Origin of the sequence: Ornithinimicrobium flavum, assembly GCF_004526345.1 — a bacterium.
GTDB classification, from domain to species: domain Bacteria; phylum Actinomycetota; class Actinomycetes; order Actinomycetales; family Dermatophilaceae; genus Ornithinicoccus; species Ornithinicoccus flavus.
Window position 1 is genome coordinate 3207760 of the sequence record NZ_CP038213.1, and the last position, 20363, is coordinate 3228122.

Annotated in this window: 17 protein-coding genes; 10 read left to right on the forward strand and 7 right to left on the reverse strand. The window is 72.6% G+C overall.

Annotated elements, in window-relative coordinates; genetic code table 11:
- Positions 1-3: 3 nt before the first annotated feature.
- Entirely contained in the window at positions 4-1908 is a 1905-nt protein-coding gene (locus tag E3Z34_RS15125; protein ID WP_134774266.1) for an anthranilate synthase family protein, read from the reverse strand.
- Positions 1909-2098: 190 nt separating this feature from the next.
- On the opposite strand from E3Z34_RS15125, the gene E3Z34_RS15130 reads away from it, so the two are divergent.
- Positions 2099-3214 (forward strand): ScyD/ScyE family protein, encoded by a 1116-nt coding sequence (locus E3Z34_RS15130; RefSeq protein ID WP_134774267.1) that lies wholly within the window; start codon positions 2099-2101, stop codon positions 3212-3214.
- Positions 3215-3375: 161 nt separating this feature from the next.
- Here E3Z34_RS15130 and ilvD read toward each other — a convergent pair whose 3' ends face one another.
- The 4 genes from ilvD to E3Z34_RS15155 form a co-directional block, all read right to left on the reverse strand.
- A complete protein-coding gene (ilvD, locus tag E3Z34_RS15135; protein WP_420818961.1) occupies positions 3376-5115 on the reverse strand; it encodes a dihydroxy-acid dehydratase in 1740 nt (579 codons plus the stop codon).
- Positions 5108-6139, reverse strand: coding sequence for a ketol-acid reductoisomerase (gene ilvC, locus E3Z34_RS15140; RefSeq protein ID WP_134774268.1), 1032 nt, complete (start codon positions 6137-6139; stop codon positions 5108-5110). Before ilvC ends, ilvD begins: the two co-directional genes overlap by 8 nt.
- 135 nt (positions 6140-6274) lie before the next feature.
- Positions 6275-6610: an acetolactate synthase small subunit gene (gene ilvN, locus E3Z34_RS15145; protein WP_134774269.1), complete on the reverse strand. Its 336-nt coding sequence runs from the start codon at positions 6608-6610 to the stop codon at positions 6275-6277.
- Between the two features lie 113 nt (positions 6611-6723).
- Complete coding sequence (locus E3Z34_RS15155; RefSeq protein ID WP_134774270.1) at positions 6724-8547, reverse strand: acetolactate synthase large subunit; 1824 nt, start codon at positions 8545-8547, stop codon at positions 6724-6726.
- Positions 8548-8876: 329 nt separating this feature from the next.
- On the opposite strand from E3Z34_RS15155, the gene E3Z34_RS15160 reads away from it, so the two are divergent.
- The 4 genes from E3Z34_RS15160 (at position 8877) to E3Z34_RS19205 (ending at position 12723) form a co-directional block, all read left to right on the forward strand.
- The gene (locus E3Z34_RS15160) at positions 8877-9704 is read left to right on the forward strand and encodes a PadR family transcriptional regulator (RefSeq protein ID WP_134774271.1); all 828 of its coding nucleotides are present in this window, start codon (positions 8877-8879) and stop codon (positions 9702-9704) included.
- A gap of 72 nt (positions 9705-9776) precedes the next feature.
- Positions 9777-11180 (forward strand): dihydrolipoyl dehydrogenase, encoded by a 1404-nt coding sequence (gene lpdA, locus E3Z34_RS15165; protein ID WP_134774272.1) that lies wholly within the window; start codon positions 9777-9779, stop codon positions 11178-11180.
- An 8-nt stretch (positions 11181-11188) separates the two neighbouring features.
- Positions 11189-12571: a murein biosynthesis integral membrane protein MurJ gene (gene murJ, locus E3Z34_RS15170; protein ID WP_238695215.1), complete on the forward strand. Its 1383-nt coding sequence runs from the start codon at positions 11189-11191 to the stop codon at positions 12569-12571.
- Positions 12535-12723: a hypothetical protein gene (locus tag E3Z34_RS19205; protein WP_238695216.1), complete on the forward strand. Its 189-nt coding sequence runs from the start codon at positions 12535-12537 to the stop codon at positions 12721-12723. The genes murJ and E3Z34_RS19205 overlap by 37 nt, the downstream gene beginning before the upstream one ends.
- Positions 12724-12802: 79 nt before the next feature.
- Here the strand turns inward: E3Z34_RS19205 and E3Z34_RS15175 are convergent, their stop codons facing one another.
- A complete protein-coding gene (locus E3Z34_RS15175) occupies positions 12803-14038 on the reverse strand; it encodes a hypothetical protein (RefSeq protein ID WP_194092417.1) in 1236 nt (411 codons plus the stop codon).
- A 70-nt stretch (positions 14039-14108) separates the two neighbouring features.
- A complete protein-coding gene (locus tag E3Z34_RS15180; RefSeq protein ID WP_134774273.1) occupies positions 14109-14507 on the reverse strand; it encodes a hypothetical protein in 399 nt (132 codons plus the stop codon).
- Positions 14508-14781: 274 nt separating this feature from the next.
- Here E3Z34_RS15180 and E3Z34_RS15185 point away from each other — a divergent pair, with 274 nt between their 5' ends.
- From E3Z34_RS15185 to E3Z34_RS15200, 5 genes are all read left to right on the forward strand, one after another.
- Positions 14782-15018, forward strand: coding sequence for a DUF4212 domain-containing protein (locus E3Z34_RS15185; protein WP_238695217.1), 237 nt, complete (start codon positions 14782-14784; stop codon positions 15016-15018).
- 5 nt (positions 15019-15023) lie between these two features.
- Entirely contained in the window at positions 15024-15179 is a 156-nt protein-coding gene (locus E3Z34_RS19210) for a hypothetical protein (protein WP_238695218.1), read from the forward strand.
- Complete coding sequence (locus E3Z34_RS15190) at positions 15176-16762, forward strand: sodium:solute symporter family protein (RefSeq protein ID WP_238695219.1); 1587 nt, start codon at positions 15176-15178, stop codon at positions 16760-16762. Before E3Z34_RS19210 ends, E3Z34_RS15190 begins: the two co-directional genes overlap by 4 nt.
- A gap of 85 nt (positions 16763-16847) precedes the next feature.
- Positions 16848-18053 carry a YbfB/YjiJ family MFS transporter gene (locus tag E3Z34_RS15195; protein WP_134774275.1) on the forward strand — a complete coding sequence of 402 codons (1206 nt, stop codon included), beginning with the start codon at positions 16848-16850 and terminating at the stop codon, positions 18051-18053.
- 85 nt (positions 18054-18138) lie between these two features.
- On the forward strand, positions 18139-20124 hold the full coding sequence (locus E3Z34_RS15200) for a beta-propeller domain-containing protein (protein WP_134774276.1): 1986 nt from the start codon (positions 18139-18141) through the stop codon (positions 20122-20124).
- Positions 20125-20363: the final 239 nt, after the last annotated feature.

A 20363-nucleotide genomic window follows, 5' to 3' on the forward strand; every position in this document is an offset into this window, starting at 1 on the left:
CGGTCAGGACCCGGTCATCGCGTGCCGGATGAGGCTGTGCAGGGTGAGCAGCCCGTCGCGGGACAGGACCGACTCGGCATGCCCCTGGATCGTGGCCACCCCCGGTCCGCGCAGCCCCACGACGGCGTCGTCGGGCTCGTGCACGGCCACCTCCAGCTCCCGGCCGCCGAGGACCGGTGCCGGCGAGCCCGGCCCCGGGGCCCGGGCGACGAAGGTGTTGTAGAACCCGATGCGGCGCACCTCGCCCCACAGGTCGACCGGGATCTGCACCCCCTGGTTGGGCCGGGGCAGCTTGACGATCGGCAGCCCCGCCAGCGCGGCCAGCACCTGGTGCGACAGGCACACGGCGAGCAGGGGGCGGTCGGCGTCCAGCCGGGCCTGGATCAGCTCCCGCAGGCGCGTCATCCGGGGGTCGTCCTGCTCCGCGGGGTCACCGGGCCCGGGCCCGAAGAGCACGAGGTCCCACTCCGCCGCCGCCACGTCCGCAGGGCCCACCGTCTCCCAGCGCCGGACCTCCGCGCTCATCCCCATGTGCCGGACCATGTGGGCCAGCATCTGGGTCCAGGTGTCCTCGGCGTCGACGACGAGCACCCGGCGGCCCATGAGCTCGGGGTCCGGACGGGCCTCCTGCGGGCTCAGCCAGAAGGGCGACAGCGTCTCGTTGCGGGCCGCGAGGTCCTCGGCGACCCCGGGGAGCGAGGCGAGGTCGACGGCATACGTCAGCTCGCGGCGCGGCCGGAGGCCCAGCGCCGCCAGCATCCCCCGGGCCTTCGCCGAGGTCTCGGCGCACTCCGACACCGGGTCGCTGTGGCGCACGAGGGTCGCGCCGGCGCTCACCGTGACCGTGCCCGCGTCGTCGACGTGCGCGGTGCGGATGAGGATGGGCGCGTCGAGGCGCTCCCCGCCCTCCTCGTCGAGGTCCAGGAGCGCCAGCACGCCCGAGTAGTAGCCGCGCCCGGTGGGCTCGTAGCGGCGGATGACCGAGCAGGCGTTCTCCATCGGCGAGCCCGTCACGGTCGGCGCGAACATGGTGTGCCGCAGCACCTCCCGCACGTCCGACTCGCTGGCGCCGTCCAGCAGGTACTCGGTGTGGGTCAGGTGCGCCATCTGCTTGAGCAGCGGCCCGGTGATCCGGCCGCCGTCCGAGCAGATCTGGGCCATCATCTTCATCTCCTCGTCGACCACCATGAAGAGCTCCTCGGTCTCCTTGGTGTCCTGGACGAAGGCGGAGAAGGACTCGCGCAGAAGGCTTCCACCTGGGTCCTCGCGCTGCGGGTGGCGGAAGGTGCCGGAGATCGGGTTCATCCACACCCGTCCCTCGCTGACCGACACGTGCCGCTCCGGGGTGGCCCCCACGAGGGTGTGACCCGGGGTGTGCACGGCGAAGGTCCAGTAGGCCCCCCGCTCGTCGGTGAGCAGCCGCCGCAGCCAGGTGAGGGCAGCGAGCGCCGGGTCGGTGGCGGTGCGGGCCACGACGTCGCGGCGCAGGACGAAGTTGGCCCCCTCCCCCTCCCCGATCTCCTCCTCGATCACCCGGGCGACGGTCGCGGCGTAGTCGTCGTCGCTGACGCTGAACCGCTCGTCGGTGACGTCGACCGCGGCGGTGGGCAGGGCGGCCACGAGGTCGCTCACCGGGACCCGCTGGTATGCGGTCCCCCCGGCGGGTCGGAGCACCCGGAGCGGGGCACCGTCGTCGTGGGCCTCGAACCCCCGCTCCCTCACCTGCCGGTAGGGCACCAGCGCCAGCACGGGCAGTCCCGGGCCCGGTCGCGGCAGGTCCCGGAGCCGCTCGAGGTCGAGCACCTCCCCCACGATGACCTCGGCCTCCTCCTGCCCCTCCCGCCGCAGGATCGCCCACGACGCGCCGGCGGGGTCGGCGAGGATCTGGTCGAGGAGGCGGGTGGGCATGAGGCACAGTCTCCCACCCGGCCACGTCGTCCTCCCGGACCACCCGGCATCCGTCCGAAGGATGACGACAGGAGACTCGCACCGGCCCTAGCCTCCCAACTCTGGGACGGGTCCACACAGGGTCCCAGTCGGTGGCGGGCCGCAGGGGCCCCGGACGCCGCCGAGGACCCAGATCTGCAGGGAGATCAGCATGCGCCGTTCATCCATTCCCACCCTCGTGTGCTGCGGCACGCTCGCGACCGCCTTGGTCGCCGCCCCCGCGCACGCCCGACCGGGGTCCGAGCCCGAGACCATCGCCGAGGGTCTCGCCGGCCCGCTCACCCTGGCCGTCCACGACAGCTCGCCCAGGGTCTACGTCACGCAGAGCTTCGCCGGACGGCTGACGAAGATCGACCGGTCGGGGCAGACCGACCTGGTCGTCGACGACAACCCGGCCGGCGAGGTCGTGGGGGTCAGCCTGGGGGGCGGCGGGGTCTACTACATCCAGACCGACTACGAGGGCTGGTCGAGCCACGTCTACCGCATCGGTCCGCGCGGGGACGTCACCCGGGTCAGCGACGACCTCTTCGCCTACGAGGAGATGCACAACCCCGACGGCGGGGCGACCTACGGCTTCACCGGTCTGAGCGACAGCTGCGAGGAGGAGCTCAAGGCCTTCGAGGCCGACAACGCCGGCATGCTGCCGCCGCTGTCGGAGTACACGGGCATCATCGAGTCGCACGGCTACCAGACCTCGGTCCAGGGGCGCGACGTCTACGTCGCCGACGCCGCGGCCAACGCCGTGCTCAAGGTGGACGGGCGCACCGGGTCGATCAGCACCGTGGCGGTCCTCCCGGCCACCCCCACGACCTTCGACGCCGCGGCGCACGCGACGATGGAGGGGACGACCGGGATGGAGATCCCCGACTGCCTCGTCGACTCCACCGTCGTCCCCGAGCCGGTGCCCACCGACGTCGAGGTCGGCCCGGACGGGATGCTCTACGTGTCCACGCTGCAGGGCTGGATGGGTGAGATCGCCCCGCTGAGCTCGGTCTACCGCGTCGACCCGTCCTCGGGCGCGACCACCTGGGTCGCGGGAGGCATGCACGGCGCCACCGGGCTCGACCTGCGGGGCTCCGACATCGTGGTGGCCGAGATGTTCGGCTTCCAGGTGTCGATGATCCCCAGCGGCAGCTCGAGCGCGCAGCCGCTCTTCTGGGCGCACAGCCCGGCCGACGTCGAGGTGCACGGCAGCACGCTCTACGCGACGACCGGCACCTTCGACGAGGAGAACGGCGGGTCGGTGGTGCGGCTCCGGATGCGGTGAGCGCACCGCATACCTGCTGGCCCCACCCCCACCCCCCGACCTGTGCACCCGAAGATCACGTCTGCACGGGCTATAGCCCCTGCACACGTCAGATTCGCGTGCACAGGTCGGAGGGGCGCGGGAGGGCAGGGCGCGAGGACCGGGTATGCAGCCCGCCCCGCTCAGTGGGTCACGGCCCCCTCGGAGGCGGAGCCGACGAGGCGGACGTACTTGTTGAGCACGCCGCGCCGGGCCCGCTCCGGCGGTTCCGGCGGGGTCCAGGCCGCCCGGCGCCGCACCAGCTCGGCCTCGTCGACCTCCAGGTCGAGCCGCCCGCGGGCCACGTCCAGCACGATCGGGTCGCCGTCGCGCACCAGCGCGACCGGCCCGCCCTCGGTCGCCTCGGGGGCGATGTGCCCGACGCACAGGCCGGTCGTCCCGCCCGAGAAGCGCCCGTCGGTCACGAGGAGCACGTCCTTGCCCAGGCCGGCGCCCTTGATCGCACCGGTGATCGCCAGCATCTCCCGCATCCCGGGACCGCCCCGGGGCCCCTCGTAGCGGATGACGACCACGTCGCCGGCCACGATCGTGCCGTCCTCGAGCGCGTCCATCGCCGCCCGCTCGCCGTCGAAGACCCGGGCCGTGCCGCGGAAGACGTCCGCGTCGAAGCCGGCCGACTTCACGACCGCCCCGCCCGGGGCCAGGGTGCCGTCGAGGATGGTCAGCCCGCCCGTGGCGTGGATCGGGTCGTCCAGCTGCCGCAGCACGGTGCCGTCCAGCGGGGGCACGTCGAGGTCCTCGAGGTTCTGCGCCAGGGTGCGGCCGGTCACCGTCATCACCTCGCCGTGCAGGAGGCCGGCGTCGAGCAGGGCCTTCATGACGACGGGGATGCCGCCGACCCGGTCGATGTCGACCATGACGTGCCGCCCGAAGGGCTTGACGTCCGCCAGGTGCGGGACGCGGGCGCCGATCCGCCGGAAGTCCTCCAGCGTGAGCTCGACCTCGGCCTCGCGGGCGATCGCCAGCAGGTGCAGCACCGCGTTGGTCGACCCGCCGAAGGCCATCGTCACCGCGATCGCGTTCTCGAACGCCTCCTTGGTGAGGATCTGCCGGGCGGTCAGACCGGTGCGCAGCATCTGCACCACGGCCTCCCCGCTGCGCCGGGCGAAGCCGTCCCGGCGCCGGTCGGTGGCGGGCGGCGCCGCGGAGCCGGGCAGCGACATACCGAGCGCCTCCGCTGCGGCCGCCATCGTGTTGGCGGTGTAGAACCCCCCGCACGCCCCCTCGCCCGGGCAGATGGCCCGCTCGATCGTGTCGACGTCCTCGCGGGACATCAGCCCGCGCGCGCAGGCCCCGACCGCCTCGAACGCGTCGATGATCGTCACCTCGCGCTCGGAGCCGTCCGAGAGCTTCGCGCGGCCGGGCAGGATCGACCCGGCGTAGACGAACACCGACGCCAGGTCCAGGCGCGCCGCCGCCATGAGCATCGCCGGCAGTGACTTGTCGCACCCGGCCAGCAGCACCGAGCCGTCCAGCCGCTCGGCGGACATCACCGTCTCCACCGAGTCGGCGATCACCTCGCGGGACACCAGCGAGTAGTGCATGCCCTCGTGGCCCATGGAGATGCCGTCGGAGACCGAGATCGTGCCGAACTCCAGCGGGTAGCCGCCGGCCGCGTGCACCCCGTCCTTGACCGCCTTGGCGAGCCGGTCCAGGGACAGGTTGCAGGGGGTGATCTCGTTCCAGCTGCTGGCGACACCGACCTGCGGTTTGTCCCAGTCGGCGTCGCCCATCCCGACGGCGCGCAGCATCCCGCGGGCGGCGGTGCTCTCCAGGCCGTCGGTGACGTCGCGCGAGCGGGGCTTGGGGTCGACGCCGGTATGCGCTGCGCCCGGACCGTTCGTGGTGGTCACGTCAGTCACGCGCGGCCGACCCTTCCACGTAGTCGCTGTCGTGCGACTTCACCCACGCCATCATCCCGCGCAGGTCCTTGCCCACCGCCTCGATCGGGTGGGCGGCTCCCTTGGCGCGCAGCTCCTTGAACTCCGGGGCGCCGGCGTCCTGGTCCTCGATGAAGCGCTGGGCGAAGGCCCCGTTGCGGACGTCCTCGAGCACGGCCTTCATGTTCTCCTTCACCCGGTCGTCGACGACGCGCGGGCCGGAGACGTAGTCGCCGTACTCCGCAGTGTCGGACACCGACCACCGCTGCTTGGCGATGCCGCCCTCGTACATGAGGTCGACGATGAGCTTGAGCTCGTGCAGCACCTCGAAGTAGGCGATCTCCGGCTGGTAGCCCGCCTCGGTCATCACCTCGAAGCCCTTCATCACCAGCTCGGAGACACCACCGCAGAGCACGGCCTGCTCGCCGAAGAGGTCGGTCTCGGTCTCCTCGGTGAAGGTGGTCTCGATCCCACCGGCCCGCAGCCCGCCGATCGCGGAGGCGTAGGACAGGGCGAGCGCCTTGGCCTGGCCGGTCGCGTCCTGCTCGACGGCGATGAGCACCGGCACGCCGCGGCCGTCGACGTACTCGCGGCGCACGAGGTGGCCCGGGCCCTTGGGCGCGACCATCGCCACGTCGACGTCCGCCGGGGGCTTGATGTAGCCGAAGCGGATGTTGAAGCCGTGGCTGAAGAAGAGAGCCTTCCCGGCCGTGAGGTTCGGCTCGATCGCCTCGGCGTAGAGGTGCCGCTGCACGTGGTCGGGGACGAGGACCATGATGACGTCCGCCTCGGCGCAGGCCTCCGCCGGCGTGAGCACGCGCAGCCCCTCGGCCTGGGCCTTGGCCCGGCTGGCGCTGCCCTCGGCGAGACCGACGCGCACGTCCACCCCGGAGTCGCGCAGCGACAGCGCGTGGGCGTGACCCTGGCTGCCGTAGCCGAGCACGGCGACCTTGCGCTGCTGGATGAGGGACAGGTCGGCGTCGGCGTCGTAGTACATGGTGGCCATGGGGCGTTCGTTCTCCTGAGGTGGTGGCGTTGGTGAGGGTGGTGTCGTACCGGGGGCGGCGCCCCGGGGCGCAGCCCCGTGGGGGTTACTCGGGGGGCGGAGCCCCCCGAGCGTGGGCGAAGCCCCCCGAGCGTGCTAGAAGGCGGCGGCGGCCATCGCCCCGACCGGGCGCGGGCCGTTGTCGTTGATGGCCCACAGCCGGCCGCGGATGCCGTCGGCGTCGGCCAGCTCCTCGATGTGGATGACCTCGACCAGCTTGTCGAGCTGGCTGGTGACCTTGTGCAGCTGCTCCGCGCTGACGTTGACGACGATCGTCATGCGCGAGACCTTGCTGTCCTCGGTCGGGCCGACGACCAGGTGGTCGATGTTGAAGTTGCGCCGGGCGAAGAGAACCGAGACGCGGGCCAGGACGCCGGGGTTGTTCTCGACCAGGACGGACAGCGCGTGCCGGGAGCGGGAGGTGTCGTTCATGAGGGTGGAACCTTTCGTGGGGGCGGACGGAGGGGTCGGGCTGGTGCGGGGGGCGAAGGGCGCGGCGGGGGTGGGCACCGGCGGGCCGGAGGTCGGGTAGTCGGACAGGAGGGTCATTCGTCGTCCCCGAAGTCGGGTCGGACGTCGCGGGCGTGCTGGATGTCGTCGTTGCTGGTGCCGGCGGCGACCATCGGCCAGACCATGGAGTCCTTGCTCACCCGGAAGTCGACGACCACCGGCTGGTCGTCGACCGCCATCGCGGCCTCGATGGTGCGGTCCACGTCCTCCGGGCGGTCGCAGCGCAGGCCGACGCAGCCGTAGGCCTGGGCCAGCATGCGGAAGTCGGGGACCTGCATCGAGGGCAGCTGGGAGGCGCTGTAGCGCTCGGAGTAGAAGAGGGACTGCCACTGGCGGACCATCCCGAGGGCGGCGTTGTTGATGATCGCCACCTTGATGGGGATGCCCTCGACCGAGCAGGTCGCCAGCTCCTGGTTGGTCATCTGGAAGCAGCCGTCACCGTCCACGGCCCACACGGTGGCCTCGGGCCGGCCGACCTTGGCGCCCATGGCGGCGGGCACGGCATACCCCATGGTCCCCAGACCGCCGGAGTTGAGCCAGGTCCGCGGTCGGTCGTAGGTGATGAACTGGCTGGCCCACATCTGGTGCTGGCCGACGCCCGCGGCGAAGACGGTGTCCGGACCCGAGAGCGCGCCGAGACGCTCGATGACGTACTGCGGGGCCAGCGCGCCGTCCTCGGGGGTCTCGTACCCGGCGGGGTAGCGGCGCTTCCAGCCCTGGGTGCGCCGGATCCAGGCGTCGTGGTGGGGGGCGGCGCCGGCGGCGGTGCGGCGCGTCCACTCGGTCATGAGCGCGACCATCGTGTCCTTGACGTCCCCCAGCAGACCGACCTCCGTGGGGAAGTTTTTCCCGATCTCGGCCGGGTCGATGTCGGCGTGCACGATCCGCGCCTGCGGGGCGAAGGTGTCCTTCCTGCCGGTGACCCGGTCGTCGAAGCGGGCCCCGAGGCTGATGATCAGGTCCGACTTCTGCAGGGTGGCCACGCCGGAGACGCTGCCGTGCATGCCGGGCATCCCCATGTGCTGGGGGTGGGAGTCGGGGAAGGCACCGCGGGCCATGAGGGTGGTGACGACGGGGATGCCGGTCAGCTCGGCGAGCTGGCGGACCTCCTCGGAGGCGTTGGCACGGATGCAGCCGCCCCCGACGTAGAGGACCGGGCGACGCGCGGTGAGCATGAGCTCCACCGCGTCGCGCACCGCCTCGGGCGCCGCGGTGTGCTCGGGACGGTAACCCGGCATCGGCAGCTGCAGGCGGGTCTCGTCGGCCAGCGCGGTCAGGGCGTCCTTGGCGACGTCCACCAGGACGGGGCCGGGACGACCGCTGGCCGCGAGGTGGAAGGCCGAGGCGACGGTGGCCGCGACGTCGTCCGGCCGTGTGACGAGGAAGGAGTGCTTGGTGACCGGCATCGAGATCGCCCGGATGTCGGCCTCCTGGAAGGCGTCGGACCCCATCGCCGTGCTGGCGACGTTGCCGGTGATCGCGACCAGGGGCACCGAGTCCATGTTGGCGTCGGCCAGCGGCGTGACCAGGTTGGTGGCCCCGGGCCCCGAGGTCGCCATGCAGACGCCCACCTTGCCGGTGGCCGCTGCATACCCCTGCGCCGCGTGGCCCGCACCCTGCTCGTGCCGCACCAGGATGTGCCGGATCCCCTCGGCCCCGTAGAGCGCGTCGTAGAGCGGGAGCACCGCGCCGCCCGGGAGCCCGAAGATGGTGTCGACGCCGAGGCGCTGGAGGGTGGCCACGAGCGCCTCGGCGCCCGTGCGGGGAGCGGCGCCCGGAGTCGAGCCGCCGGACTGGCCGGGGGTCGTCTCCGTCGCGCCGTCAGCGATGCTGTGGCTGCTCAGGGATGTGGCGGTCATGATCGTCGGTCCTGACTGGAGGTGTCTGGGGTGCTGGTGGGGTGGTCGGAGCAACAAAAAACCCCTCGGCCCGGAGGGCAGACGAGGGGAGGACGCGGCGGCGGGGGACTAGGCCGGCACGCGTCCCTGGCTAATAAGTACGAGGGCGAAGATCTGCATGCCCGCCATCACACACCCTCTGGGGGCCTCCGTCAAGAGGTTGCATAGATATGTGACACGTTGCACAGTCATACATCTCAACGATATGTCGATTGACATATCGCGACAGGACGAGTCATTCTGGAGGGCGAGGCGGCCCGACCGGGGTCGCACCGACATCGGAGGCAGGCATGACCCGCAACCAGGGTGGCTTCGGCGGCTTCAACGTCGACCCCGACCAGATCTTCGGCCCGCACGGAATCCTCAACCAGGTCTTCGGCCAGCAGGGGGGTGCGGCGTGGGGCGGACGGGCCGGCCAGCGCTCCGGACCTTTCGGCCCCGGGGGCCCGTTCGGCGGCGGTGGCCCCTTCGACGGCCGCGGCCCGGGCGGACGCTCCGGCGCCGGGAGGCGAGCGCGCCGCGGTGACGTGCGCAACGCGATCCTGCACCTCCTGCAGCGCGAGCCGATGAACGGCTACCAGCTCATGCAGGAGATCGCCCAGAGTTCCGGCGGGGCCTGGCAGCCCAGCTCGGGCGCTATCTACCCGGCCCTGGCCCAGCTCGAGGACGAGGGGCTCGTCGAGCAGGTGCAGTTCGAGGGGCGTCGTGCCTACCAGCTCACGGAGGCGGGCCGGCAGGCCGCGGCCGACCTCCCGCACCAGTCCTGGGCCGGCGGCGCCGAGCCCGAGGACCCGTGGGGCGAGGGTGGCCCCACCCACGCCTCGAGCCGCCACCGCCACCGTGGCTGGGCCGGCGCCGAGACCGATCCCGAGGAGCGGCGCTCCCGACGCCATCGCGGCGCGCAGCTGTGGAAGGCGCTCGGGAGCGTGGCGATGGCCACCCAGGCCGTCGGTCAGGCCGGGGACGACGCCCTCTCCGGGGCGGCCGCCGACCTGCTCGACCGCACCCGCCGCGACCTCTATCGCCTGCTGGCCGAGGCCGAGGTGGAGCGGTCCGGGAGCCCGTCCGACGACGACGGCGACGACGACGTCACCGAGGGTGAGCTCCTGGAGGACTGACGCCGGGCCCGTGCGGGGGCGCGTCCCGACCGGGCGCGCGTCCGCGGCGGCGGTGACGGCATACTGACCCGTATGGCCGATCACTTTGACGTTGTTGTCCTGGGCGCCGGTCCCGGTGGGTATGTCGCGGCGATCCGCGCGAGCCAGCTGGGCAAGAAGGTGGCCGTCGTGGAGAAGCAGTACTGGGGCGGTGTCTGCCTCAACGTCGGGTGCATCCCGTCCAAGGCGCTGCTCAAGAACGCCGAGCTGGCGCACACCCTGACCCACGACAAGAAGAAGTACGGCATCGAGGGCGACGCCACGATGTCCTACGGCCCGACGCACGCCCGCAGCCGCCAGGTCTCGGCCGGCATCGTCAAGGGCGTCCACTTCCTCATGAAGAAGAACAAGATCACCGAGGTCGACGGCTGGGGCACGCTGACCGGCCCAAGGAGCATGGACGTCAAGCTCGACGACGGCAGCACCCGCCAGCTGGAGTTCGACAACCTCATCCTCGCCACCGGCTCGGTGACCCGGATGCTGCCGGGCGTCGAGGTCAGCAAGAACGTCGTGACCTACGAGGAGCAGATCCTCGACGCCGAGCTGCCCGGCTCGATCATCATCGCCGGCTCCGGGGCCATCGGCGTGGAGTTCGCCTACGTCATGAAGAACTTCGGCGTCGACGTGACCATCGTGGAGTTCATGGACCGCATGGTCCCGGCCGAGGACGCCGACATCTCCAAGGAGCTGGCCAAGCACTACAAGAAGCTGGGGGTCAAGGTCCTCACCGGCACCAAGGTCGAGGCGGTCGAGGACACCGGCTCGGGCGTGAAGGTGAAGGTGTCCCGCGGAGGCGACGGCGGGAAGACCGAGGTACTGGAGGCCGACCGGCTCCTGTCGGCGATCGGCTTCGCACCCCGCACCGAGGGCTACGGCCTGGAGACCACCGGCGTCGAGCTGACCGACCGCGGCGCCATCGCGATCGACGACTACATGCGCACCAACGTGGACGGCGTCTACGCGATCGGCGACGTCACCGCCAAGCTCATGCTCGCGCACGTCGCCGAGTCGATGGGCATCATCGCGGCGGAGGTCATCGCCGGCGCCGAGACGATGCCGCTGGACTACCGGATGATCCCGCGCGCGACCTACTGCCACCCCCAGGTCGCCTCGATGGGCCTCACCGAGCAGCAGGCGAAGGACGCCGGGCACGAGGTGAAGGTCGCCACCTTCCCCTTCACCGCCAACGGGAAGGCCATGGGTCTGGGCGACGCGGTCGGCTTCGTCAAGGTGGTCGCGGACGCGGAGCACCACGAGATCCTTGGCACGCACATGATCGGCCCGGACGTCACCGAGCTGCTTCCGGCGGTGAACGTCGCGCAGACGTGGGACCTCACCGCCGATGAGGTCTCCCGGGTGGTCTTCGCCCACCCGACCCTCGGCGAGGCCCTCAAGGAGGCCATGCACGGCGTCGCCGGGCACATGATCAACTTCTGAGGCGGCTGATGGCTGCGCGCTCCGGCGTGGGGCGCGCAGCCCTGCTCGTCTCCGCCCTCACCGCGCTGTCCACCGTCCTCGGCCTGGTCCGGGACGCGGTGATCGCCGCCGTCTACGGGGCGGGTGCGCAGCTGGACGCCTGGTTCGTGGCGCTGGGGCTGTCGAGCATCCTGCTCGGTGTCCTCGGCACCTCCCTCAACCGGGCCGTCACCCCGCAGGTCGCCCGGGAGGCAGACGGCGAGGGCCCGGGTATGCCGTGCGCCGGCCACCCCGGCTGGTGGACCGCCAGCGTGGTGGGGACGGTGTCCATCGGCGTCGTCGGGGTGCTCCTGGGGTTGGCCGCAGGCCCCGTCTCGGTCGTGCTGGCCCCCGGCCTCGCCGCGAGCGACGACGGCACGCTGGTGCTCCTCGTCCGGGTGGTGCTGCTGGCGACCGTCCTCATCGCCGCGACCGACCTGCTCGCGGGGCTGGCCCACGGGCACGGGATCTTCCGGTGGGCCGCGCTGCAGGGTGTGCCCTTCAACGTCGCGATGATCAGCGCCGCGGGACTGCTGGGACCGCGTCTGGGGATCGTCGCCCTGGCCTGGGGCTTCGTCGTCGGATCGCTCCTGCGGCTGGCGCTGCAGCTGTGGCCGGCGGTCCGGCTGCGCTGGCGGCTCGCCGCCCGGCTGGACCTGCGCGGCCCCGCCTGGCGGGAGATCAGCGCGATGGTCCCGGCCCTGATGGTCGGCCAGGCGGTGGTCAACGTCAACACCCTTGTGGACCGCGCCGTCGCCTCGACCGTCGAGGAGGGTGCCGTGACCGCGATCTTCCTGGGGTGGCGCCTGGTCAACCTTCCGCAGGTCCTGGTCGTCGCCGCTCTCATGGCGCCCCTCTACCCGGCCATGGGGGCCGCCTCCGGCGATCCCCGGGCGCTGCGTCGGCTGGTGCACCGGGGGACGGCCGTCACCCTCACCGTCCTCACCCCCGTCGTCGTGGTCCTGGCCGTCGTACCCGAGCGTGTCGTGTCCCTGGCCTTCGGCCGCGGCGGTTTCGACGACGCGGCGGTCGCGGCGACCGCCACGGCCCTGGTGTGGCTGCTCCCTGCCCTCCTCGCCGTGGGGTGGCGGCAGGTCGTCGTGAGCGCGTCCTACGCCGTCGGCGACACCCGCGGACCCGTCGCGATCAGCATCCTGGCGATGGTTGTCAACGTCGTCGGGGACCTACGCTGGCCCCCGTGCTGGGCGTGCCCGGGATCGTCCTGTCCACGTCGGTCTCCTTGCTGCTCGCCGCCGTCCTCACGAGCCGGCTGCTGGCCCGTCGCCACGGCCTGCTCGCCGCCGCGGTCGCGCGCGGACAGCTGTCCCGGGCGACGGTGGGAGCCCTGGCCGCGGGGTCGCTCGGCGCCCTGACGGCCCGGGCCCTGGGTGGTGCGGGCGACCTCGTGGTGGTCGCGCTGGTCGCCGTCGTCGTCCTGGGCGCCTACCAGGCGACGCTGCACCTGCTGCGGGCCCCGGAGCGTCGCGTCGCCGGCGACGTGCTCAGCCGCCTCCGCCGGCGGTGAGGGTGGGCTAGGACGCCAGCCGGGAGGAGATGCCCCGCAGGCTCTCCACGGGCCGCAGCACGCGTGGTCCGGAGCCTTCCTAGGGCCCAGCCGCCTCGGGCCCAGCCGCCTCAGGCCCAGCCGCCTCAGGCCCAGCCGCCTCGGGCCCAGCCTCGTCGGGCTCGGCGTCGTAGGGCCGCAACCGGGCCGTGAGCAGGTGGGCGACCGGGCCCGGGTCGTCGACCCGGGCCAGGCTGTGGCGGGCCCCCACGGCCCACCGGAGACTGTCGCCGACGTCACGGACCAGGCCACCCCGGCGTTCGACGCGCGCCCGCCTCAGGTCGCCGGCGAGCCAGTGGTAGCGGACCCCGGGGCGGCCGTCCGCCAGCTCGGTGACCGGAAGGCCCAGCCTGCTGCGCACCCAGGCGTCCACGAGGCCGGGGCGGGCCGACTCGCTGAGCGCCAGGGAGCCGAAGGGCCGACCGTTGAGGTCGATGAGCCAGGAGGTGCCGTCGGCGTCGATGAGGAACTGCAGCTCCACCAGGCCCTCCCAGCCCAGGTCGCGGAGCATGAGCTCGCTGCGCAGGGCCAGCTCCTGGTCGACGGGCACGGTGACGGCCCGGGCGGAGGCACCGCTGGGGGTGGGCCACACCCGGGACGCCTGCTGCTGGACGCGGGCGGTGAGGACACCGTCGTGCATGAGCCCGACGAGCGCCCCCAGCCGCCCGTCGACGAGCCGTTGGAGGACGGGCTCCTCCCCCTGCCTGCGCATCCGGGCCAGCTGCGTGTCCAGCTCCTCGGGGCACCGGCACAACCGAGCCTCCACCCGGTGCCGTCGCGTGACCCCAGGACGCCAGTGGGTGCGGGCCTTCACCACGACGGGATAGCTCACGGCGCCCGGGTCGAGACCGACGGGGGGCATCCAGGTGTCGGGAGCCGCCAGCCCGGCGGCCCGTGCCGCCCTCGTGAGACGCAGCTTGTCCAGCGCGTGGCCCACCACGGGCGCGGGAGGTGTGGCGACCGGCACCGTGAGGTCGCCGGCCGCGTGCGCCAGGCCCGCCATCCAGTCGTCCCCGGTGCCCAGGACCAGGTCGTAGGCCTCCGACGCCGCGGCGGCGTTGACGGCCCGCACGAAGGGCGCCAGGGAGCCTCGGGGTCGCGGGACGACGTGGGTCGGGCCCACCGCCCGGGAGGCGCCGACCAGACCGCCGGAGACCCGCGGCGTTCCTGCCCCCACCCGCCAGCCGGCCCGGTGCAGGGCCCGGGCGACGGTCACGGACCCGCGGTCACGCACGTGCGCCAGGACCAGCACGGCTCCGGGCGACGTCGTCGGCATACCTCAACCTAACAACGCTCGCCGCTGATCCCGCGCACGTGGGCCGCCCGCCGGGCCGTGTCGGCCTCGCTCAGGGTGAAGAGGGCTCCGGCTGCCCCGGCCGGGCCAGCTGCGCGGCCGCCACGAGCGCGAGCACGCCTCCGAAGGCGCTGATGACCAGCCCCGGGGCCGGTGCCCACCCCTCCATACCCACCAGGCCCCACGCGTGGAGCACCTGCCACACCGGGATGCCGATCCCGACGATCCCGCCCAGCACCCCCTGGACGACCGCCGCCAGCCGCAGCTGAGGGGGCAGCATGCCCCCGGCGAGGACGATCAACCCCGCGTAGAAGACCCAGAGGCCACCGCCGACGGCGCCGATGAGAACCCGCCCCGCCTCGGTGTAGACCCAGGGCAGCCAGCCGCCCAGAGCCATCATGGCTCCCGCGGCCAGCAGTCGGCCCTGGCCGGGCAGGCGCCTGCGTCTCATGGCTGCACCCTAACCGCCCGCCCGGGCCGTCCCCTCCCCCGCCGCGAGGCCCTTCCCACGCCGTCGGCGGGCGGTCCGGGCACGACCGCTCAGCCGCGCGGGACGACCGTTCGGCGCAGCGTGGCGCGGCCGTTCTTGACGCTCGTCGCGACCCCGTGCTCCGCTGTCCGACGCGGCACCCTCCCCCGGGCCGTCCCCCGACCGTTCCCGAGCAAGGAGGCTCATCATCGACGCTCAGCAACGCCAGGCCTACTGGCGGCGAAATCTCCGGCTGATGGGCGTGCTCCTCGTGATCTGGGCCCTGGTGTCGTTCGGCGCCGGGATCCTCTTCGTGGAGCCGCTCAACAACCTCAGCTTCACCATCTTCGGGATCCCGGTGGGCTTCTGGTTCGCCCAGCAGGGCTCGATCATCACCTTCGTCATCCTCATCGCGGTCTACGTGTGGCGGATGGACAAGCTGGACAAGGAGTTCGGGATCGACGAGTACGAGCAGGCGGTGCATCACCAGTGAGTGACGTGCAGCTCTGGACCCTGATCTTCGTCGTCATCACCTTCGGCTTCTACATCTGGATCTCCTTCCGCAGCCGGGTGTCCGACACGGCCGGCTTCTACGTCGCCGGCGGTGGCATCCCGCCCCCGCCAACGGCGCCGCGATCGCCGCGGACTGGATGAGCGCCGCGTCGTTCATCTCGATGGCGGGCATCGTCGCCTTCTCGCAGAACGGCTACGCCGGCTCGGTCTACCTCATGGGCTGGACCGGCGGCTACGTGCTGCTCGCGATGCTCCTGGCGCCCTACCTGCGCAAGTTCGGCAAGTACACCGTGCCCGACTTCGTCGGCGACCGCTACAACGAGACCGCCCGCCTGGTCGCCGTGGTCTGCGCGCTCGTCGTCTCCTTCGTCTACGTCGCCGGGCAGATGGCCGGTGTGGGCGTGGTCTTCCAGCGCTTCCTCGGCGTCGACCGCACCTGGGGCGTCGTGATCGGTATGACGATCGTCTTCTTCTACGCCGTCCTTGGCGGGATGAAGGGCATCACCTGGACCCAGGTGGCGCAGTACTCCGTGCTGATCGTCGCCTACATCATCCCGGCCGTCGCGATCTCGCTGCAGCTGGCCGGCAACCCCCTGCCGCAGATCGGCTTCGGCCAGATCCTCGGCGAGCTGGACGGGCTGCAGCGCGACCTGGGCATCGAGGCCTACACCGAGGCCTTCACCCAGACCTCGATGCTCAACATGATCCTCATCACGGCCGCGCTTATGTTCGGCACCGCGGGCCTGCCGCACGTCATCGTCCGCTTCTACACCGCACGGTCGGTGCGGGCGGCGCGCTACTCGGCGCTGTGGGCCCTGTTCTTCATCTCGCTGCTCTACACCACGGCCCCGGCCGTCGGTGCGTTCAGCAAGTTCAACGTGCTCAACACGATTCCTGGCACGGCCGTCGACTCCACCCCCACCTGGTTCAACAGCTGGCGGGACGTCGGTCTCATCGAGGTGAACGACCTCAACGGCAACGGGATCATCGACGTGGCCGGTGGCCTGGGCCCGGGCACCGAGCTGATCATCAACAACGATATCGTCGTCCTGGCCACCCCGGAGATCGCCGGCCTGCCGGCCCCGATCGTGGGTCTGGTCGCGGCCGGCGGCCTCGCGGCGGCGCTGTCCACCGCCTCGGGTCTGCTGCTGGTCATCTCCAGCTCGGTCGCCAACGACATCTACTGGAAGCGGATCAACCCCCGGGCCACCGACAAGCAGCAGCTGACGGTCGGCCGGATCGCCATGGCCGCCGCCATCCTGGTCGCCGGCTACCTGGGCATCAACCCCCCCGGCTTCGTCGCGGAGGTGGTCGCGCTCGCCTTCGGCCTGGCGGCCGCCAGCTTCTTCCCGATCCTGTTCCTCGGGATCTTCTGGAAGAAGGCGACCGCCTGGGGTGCCGCGGCAGGGATGTCGGTGGGCATCGTCTTCACGCTGGGCTACCAGCTGTGGACGCTGCCGGCCTTCCTGGGCAACGAGCCGATCTGGGACATCCCGGCCACCGGTGTCGGCACGATCGGCATGATCCTCAACCTGCTGACGATCTTCATCGTGTCGCAGTTCACGCCCGCACCGAGCGAGCTGATGCAGAAGGTGGTCGAGGACGTCCGCTACCCCGGCCGCTCCGAGCTGGTCCTCGCGCACGCCGAGGGCCACCTGGACGAGTACGCCCAGGAGCACCACCTCGGTGACCCCTCCGGGGAGGACCGTCGGGACGGACACTGATCGCTCTCCCCACGATCACCGGAGGCCCTGCGCACGGCGCGGGGCCTCCGGCTCGTCCCGGGCCGGTCGGTCTACGGTGACTCCCATGCGCACCCCCGGCCGACCCGACCGGTCGGCCAGCCTCTGGGTCGTCGCCGCCCTCGCATCCGGGCCGCTGGTCTCGCTGGGACTGGCCCGCTTCGCCTACGCCCTTCTCCTGCCGGAGATGCAGGACCGGTTCGGATGGACCTACGCGCAGGCCGGGGTCCTCAACACCGCCAACGCGGTCGGCTACCTCCTCGGCGCGCTCGCCGGGGCGGGAGCGGCGCGACGCTGGGGCACCAGGAGGGTCTTCCTGCTGGGCACCGTGGGCACCACCCTCGCCCTGGCACTCACCGCCCTGGCTCCCGGGTATGCGGCGCTGCTGGCGACCCGGGCCCTGGCCGGCGCGGCCGGCGCGCTGGCCTTCGTCCTCGGAGGGGCGCTCGTCGCCACCGCGACGAGCGGGCACCCGCCCGCCGCGGCCGCCCGGCTGCTGGGTCTCTACTACGGGGGCTCCGGCCTCGGGATGACGATCGCGGGCCTGCTGGTCCCGCTCGTCCTCGAACGGTCCGGCCCCCTGGGCTGGCGGTGGGGCTGGCTGTCGCTCGCCGCAGTCGGGTCGCTCGCGTGCCTGGCCGCGCTCCTCGGGCTGCGGCAGCAGGCCGACCCCCCACCACGGGGGGTCGAGCACCGGTCGTGGCGTCGGGGGTCGATCGGCTGGGTCACCGCGGGGTACGTGTTGTTCGGTCTGGGGTACATCGCCTACCTCACCTTCGCCGTGGCCTACCTCGCCGAGCTCGGGGCCGGGGCTGCCCAGGTGGCGGTCTTCTGGGCGGTCCTGGGACTGGCGGCGACCGTGGGCGGCCTCGCCTGGGCGCCGCTCCTGGGTCGGCTGGGCGGTGCCCGAGGGATGGCCGCCGTCCTGGCGGTCCTCGCGCTCGGGACGCTCCTGCCGCTGTGGCAGCCCCGGCCGTGGGCCTTCCTGCTCAGCGCCGTCCTCGTCGGAGGCAGCTTCCTGTCGGCGGTGACCGGCGTGACGATCGCCGTCCGGCACGTCCTGCCCGCGCCGCTGTGGACCGCCGGCCTGGGCTTCGCCACGGTCGCGTTCGGCGTCGGTCAGTCGCTCGGGCCGTGGCTGTCCGGGGCGGTGGCCGACCGAGCCGGCGGGATCGCCGCGGGTCTGGCCGCCTCGGCCGCCCTCCTCCTGGTCGGCGCCGTGCTCGCCCTCCCCCAGCGCGAGGCACGCCCGGTGCGGAACCGCCCGTCCTGAGCCCGCGTCATACCGGGGTCAGCGACGACGCACCCACCCTGGACCGCCGGGCGGCCTCGGGGCGAGGCACGAGAAGGAGCCCGTCATGAGCAGCCGCCACCGTCGGACCGGTCCCGGTCAGAGGCCGTCCCGTCTTCCTCTCCTGCTCGTCCCCCCGCTCCTGGCCGGCGTCGCTGCCTGCACGCCTGCGGACGTGCTCACCCCAGCGGCGGCCCAGGCGGCGACGCTGACCGACTTCGGGTCCTGCGAGGAGCTGCTGGCCTACTTCCAGGAGCACGCCCTCGAGCAGGTGGGACCGTGGGGCCTCGGCTCGGGCGGACGGTTCGGCGGGTGGGACGACGCCGCCTCCGGTGACGCGGCCGAGGCGGGCGCGGACACCGGGGTGCAGCTGAGCGGGGGCAGCCAGGTCGGCGTGGACTTCTCCGGCACGAACAACCAGGAGCAGGGGGTCGAGGAGCCGGACATCGTCCAGACCGACGGCGAGCTCATCCTCACCGTGCGGGGCGGGCACCTCGTCGTCGTGGACGTGCCGAGCGCCGAGGTGGTCGGGCGGGCGGCCCTCCCGATGCGGGGCGAGGGCGGGAGCGAGCTGCTGCTGGACCGGGACGCCCGCCGGGCCCTGGTGCTCACCACGGAGTGGTCGGGGGGAGGCTGGTCCCCCGCCGCCACCCGCGCCGACGGGCTCACGACCTACCCCGCCTTCGGCACCGAACGGACGGTGGTGACCACGGTCGACCTGAGCAACCCGGCGCAGCCGGTCGTCACCGGCTCCGTCCGGCTCGAGGGGTCCTACCGGTCGGCGCGGATGCACGACGGTGCCGCGAGGGTGGTGCTCGTGACCCAGCCGCCGGGGCTGTCCTTCGTCCAGCCCCGCGACGGCTCCCTGCGCGCCGAGCAGGAGGCCGAGGACGCCAACCGGGCCATCCTGGAGGAGTCCACGATCGAGGACTGGCTGCCCCACCTCCAGACGGTGCGGGACGGGCGGGCCGACGGCACCGAGCCGGCGCTGGCCTGCGAGGACGTCGCCCGGCCGCCGGAGTTCGCGGGACTGGCCACGATGTCCGTGCTCACCTTCGACCTCACCGGCGAGCCGCGCCCCACCTCCGCGGGAGCGGTGGTCGCCAACGGCTCCACCGTCTACGCCTCGGCCGACCGGCTCGTCGTCGCCACCAGCCCGTGGGAGGCCTGGCCCGTCGCCGGTGACGTCGCGATCGGCCCCGGACCACAGGACCCGGGGCGGACCGCGTTGCACACCTTCGACCTGAGCCGGGACGGACGCACCGACTACCTGGCCTCCGGATGGGTGGAGGGCCGGCTGCTCAACCAGTTCGCCCTGGACGAGCAGGACGGCATCATCCGGGTGGCCACCACCAAGGACAGCACGTCGGGCGCACCCTCGAGCAGCTCGCTGGTGGTGCTCGCGCAGCAGGGCCAGGCGCTCGTGGAGCGCGGCCGCGTCGACGACCTGGGCGTCACAGAGCAGATCTACGCGGTGCGCTACCTCTCGCCGGAGCTCGCCGCCGTCGTGACCTTCCGGCAGACCGACCCGCTCTACCTCGTCGACACCTCCGACCCGTCGGCCCCAACCCTGGCGGGCGAGCTGAAGATCCCCGGCTACTCCGCCTACCTGCACCCCGTCGGGGACGGCCGCCTGCTGGGGATCGGTCAGGACGCGACCGAGGACGGGAGGACGACGGGCCTGCAGGTCTCCCTCTTCGACGTGTCCGAGCCGACCACCCCCACCCGCCTGTCGCACCTGACCTTCGAGGACCACTACTCCGAGGCCGAGCACGACCACCGGGCCTTCCTCTGGTGGGAGCCGACGGGGCAGGTCTTCCTCCCGGCAGCCTCCTGGACGGGGGACAAGGAGTGGGTGGGGGTGCTCAGCGCCCGGGTGGACGGCCAGGAGGTCGACCGGGGGGCGCGGCTGCAGCTCGGTGGCTCCGACCGGGGATGGGACTACGGTCGGCGGACGCTCGTCGTGGACGACCAGCTGTGGGTCCTCGGCGAGTCCACCCTTCGCGCCGTCGACCTCGTCACGATGGAGGAGCAGGCCCGGGTCGACCTCTGAGCCGGATCGGTCGAACTTTGGCCCGGGCGCCCAGGAGCGACCGAACGGACCGGGATCGGCGACGATTGCCGAAGGTATCCAGTCATGGCGGGGCACCTGCGAAGTTCCTGCGTCAACAACCCTCGTTGAGGGCGCCTCGACGAATTGACTTCGTCGTGATCCTGCACTAGAACTTCCTCATGACGTGCCACCCGCGCCGCCGAATGCGTCGCTGCTGAGTCCCGACCTCGCAGCTCGAC

Excerpts from the sequence above, each read along its gene's own strand:
- E3Z34_RS15125 (WP_134774266.1), bottom strand. The coding sequence starts at position 1,908 with ATGCCCACCCGCCTCCTCGACCAGATCCTCGCCGACCCCGCCGGCGCG.
- E3Z34_RS15130 (WP_134774267.1), top strand. The coding sequence starts at position 2,099 with ATGCGCCGTTCATCCATTCCCACCCTCGTGTGCTGCGGCACGCTCGCG.
- ilvC (WP_134774268.1), bottom strand. The coding sequence starts at position 6,139 with ATGGCCACCATGTACTACGACGCCGACGCCGACCTGTCCCTCATCCAG.
- ilvN (WP_134774269.1), bottom strand. The coding sequence starts at position 6,610 with ATGAACGACACCTCCCGCTCCCGGCACGCGCTGTCCGTCCTGGTCGAG.
- E3Z34_RS15155 (WP_134774270.1), bottom strand. The coding sequence starts at position 8,547 with ATGACCGCCACATCCCTGAGCAGCCACAGCATCGCTGACGGCGCGACG.
- E3Z34_RS15160 (WP_134774271.1), top strand. The coding sequence starts at position 8,877 with ATGACCCGCAACCAGGGTGGCTTCGGCGGCTTCAACGTCGACCCCGAC.
- lpdA (WP_134774272.1), top strand. The coding sequence starts at position 9,777 with ATGGCCGATCACTTTGACGTTGTTGTCCTGGGCGCCGGTCCCGGTGGG.
- murJ (WP_238695215.1), top strand. The coding sequence starts at position 11,189 with ATGGCTGCGCGCTCCGGCGTGGGGCGCGCAGCCCTGCTCGTCTCCGCC.
- E3Z34_RS15175 (WP_194092417.1), bottom strand. The coding sequence starts at position 14,038 with ATGCCGACGACGTCGCCCGGAGCCGTGCTGGTCCTGGCGCACGTGCGT.
- E3Z34_RS15180 (WP_134774273.1), bottom strand. The coding sequence starts at position 14,507 with ATGAGACGCAGGCGCCTGCCCGGCCAGGGCCGACTGCTGGCCGCGGGA.
- E3Z34_RS15185 (WP_238695217.1), top strand. The coding sequence starts at position 14,782 with ATGGGCGTGCTCCTCGTGATCTGGGCCCTGGTGTCGTTCGGCGCCGGG.
- E3Z34_RS15190 (WP_238695219.1), top strand. The coding sequence starts at position 15,176 with ATGAGCGCCGCGTCGTTCATCTCGATGGCGGGCATCGTCGCCTTCTCG.
- E3Z34_RS15195 (WP_134774275.1), top strand. The coding sequence starts at position 16,848 with ATGCGCACCCCCGGCCGACCCGACCGGTCGGCCAGCCTCTGGGTCGTC.
- E3Z34_RS15200 (WP_134774276.1), top strand. The coding sequence starts at position 18,139 with ATGAGCAGCCGCCACCGTCGGACCGGTCCCGGTCAGAGGCCGTCCCGT.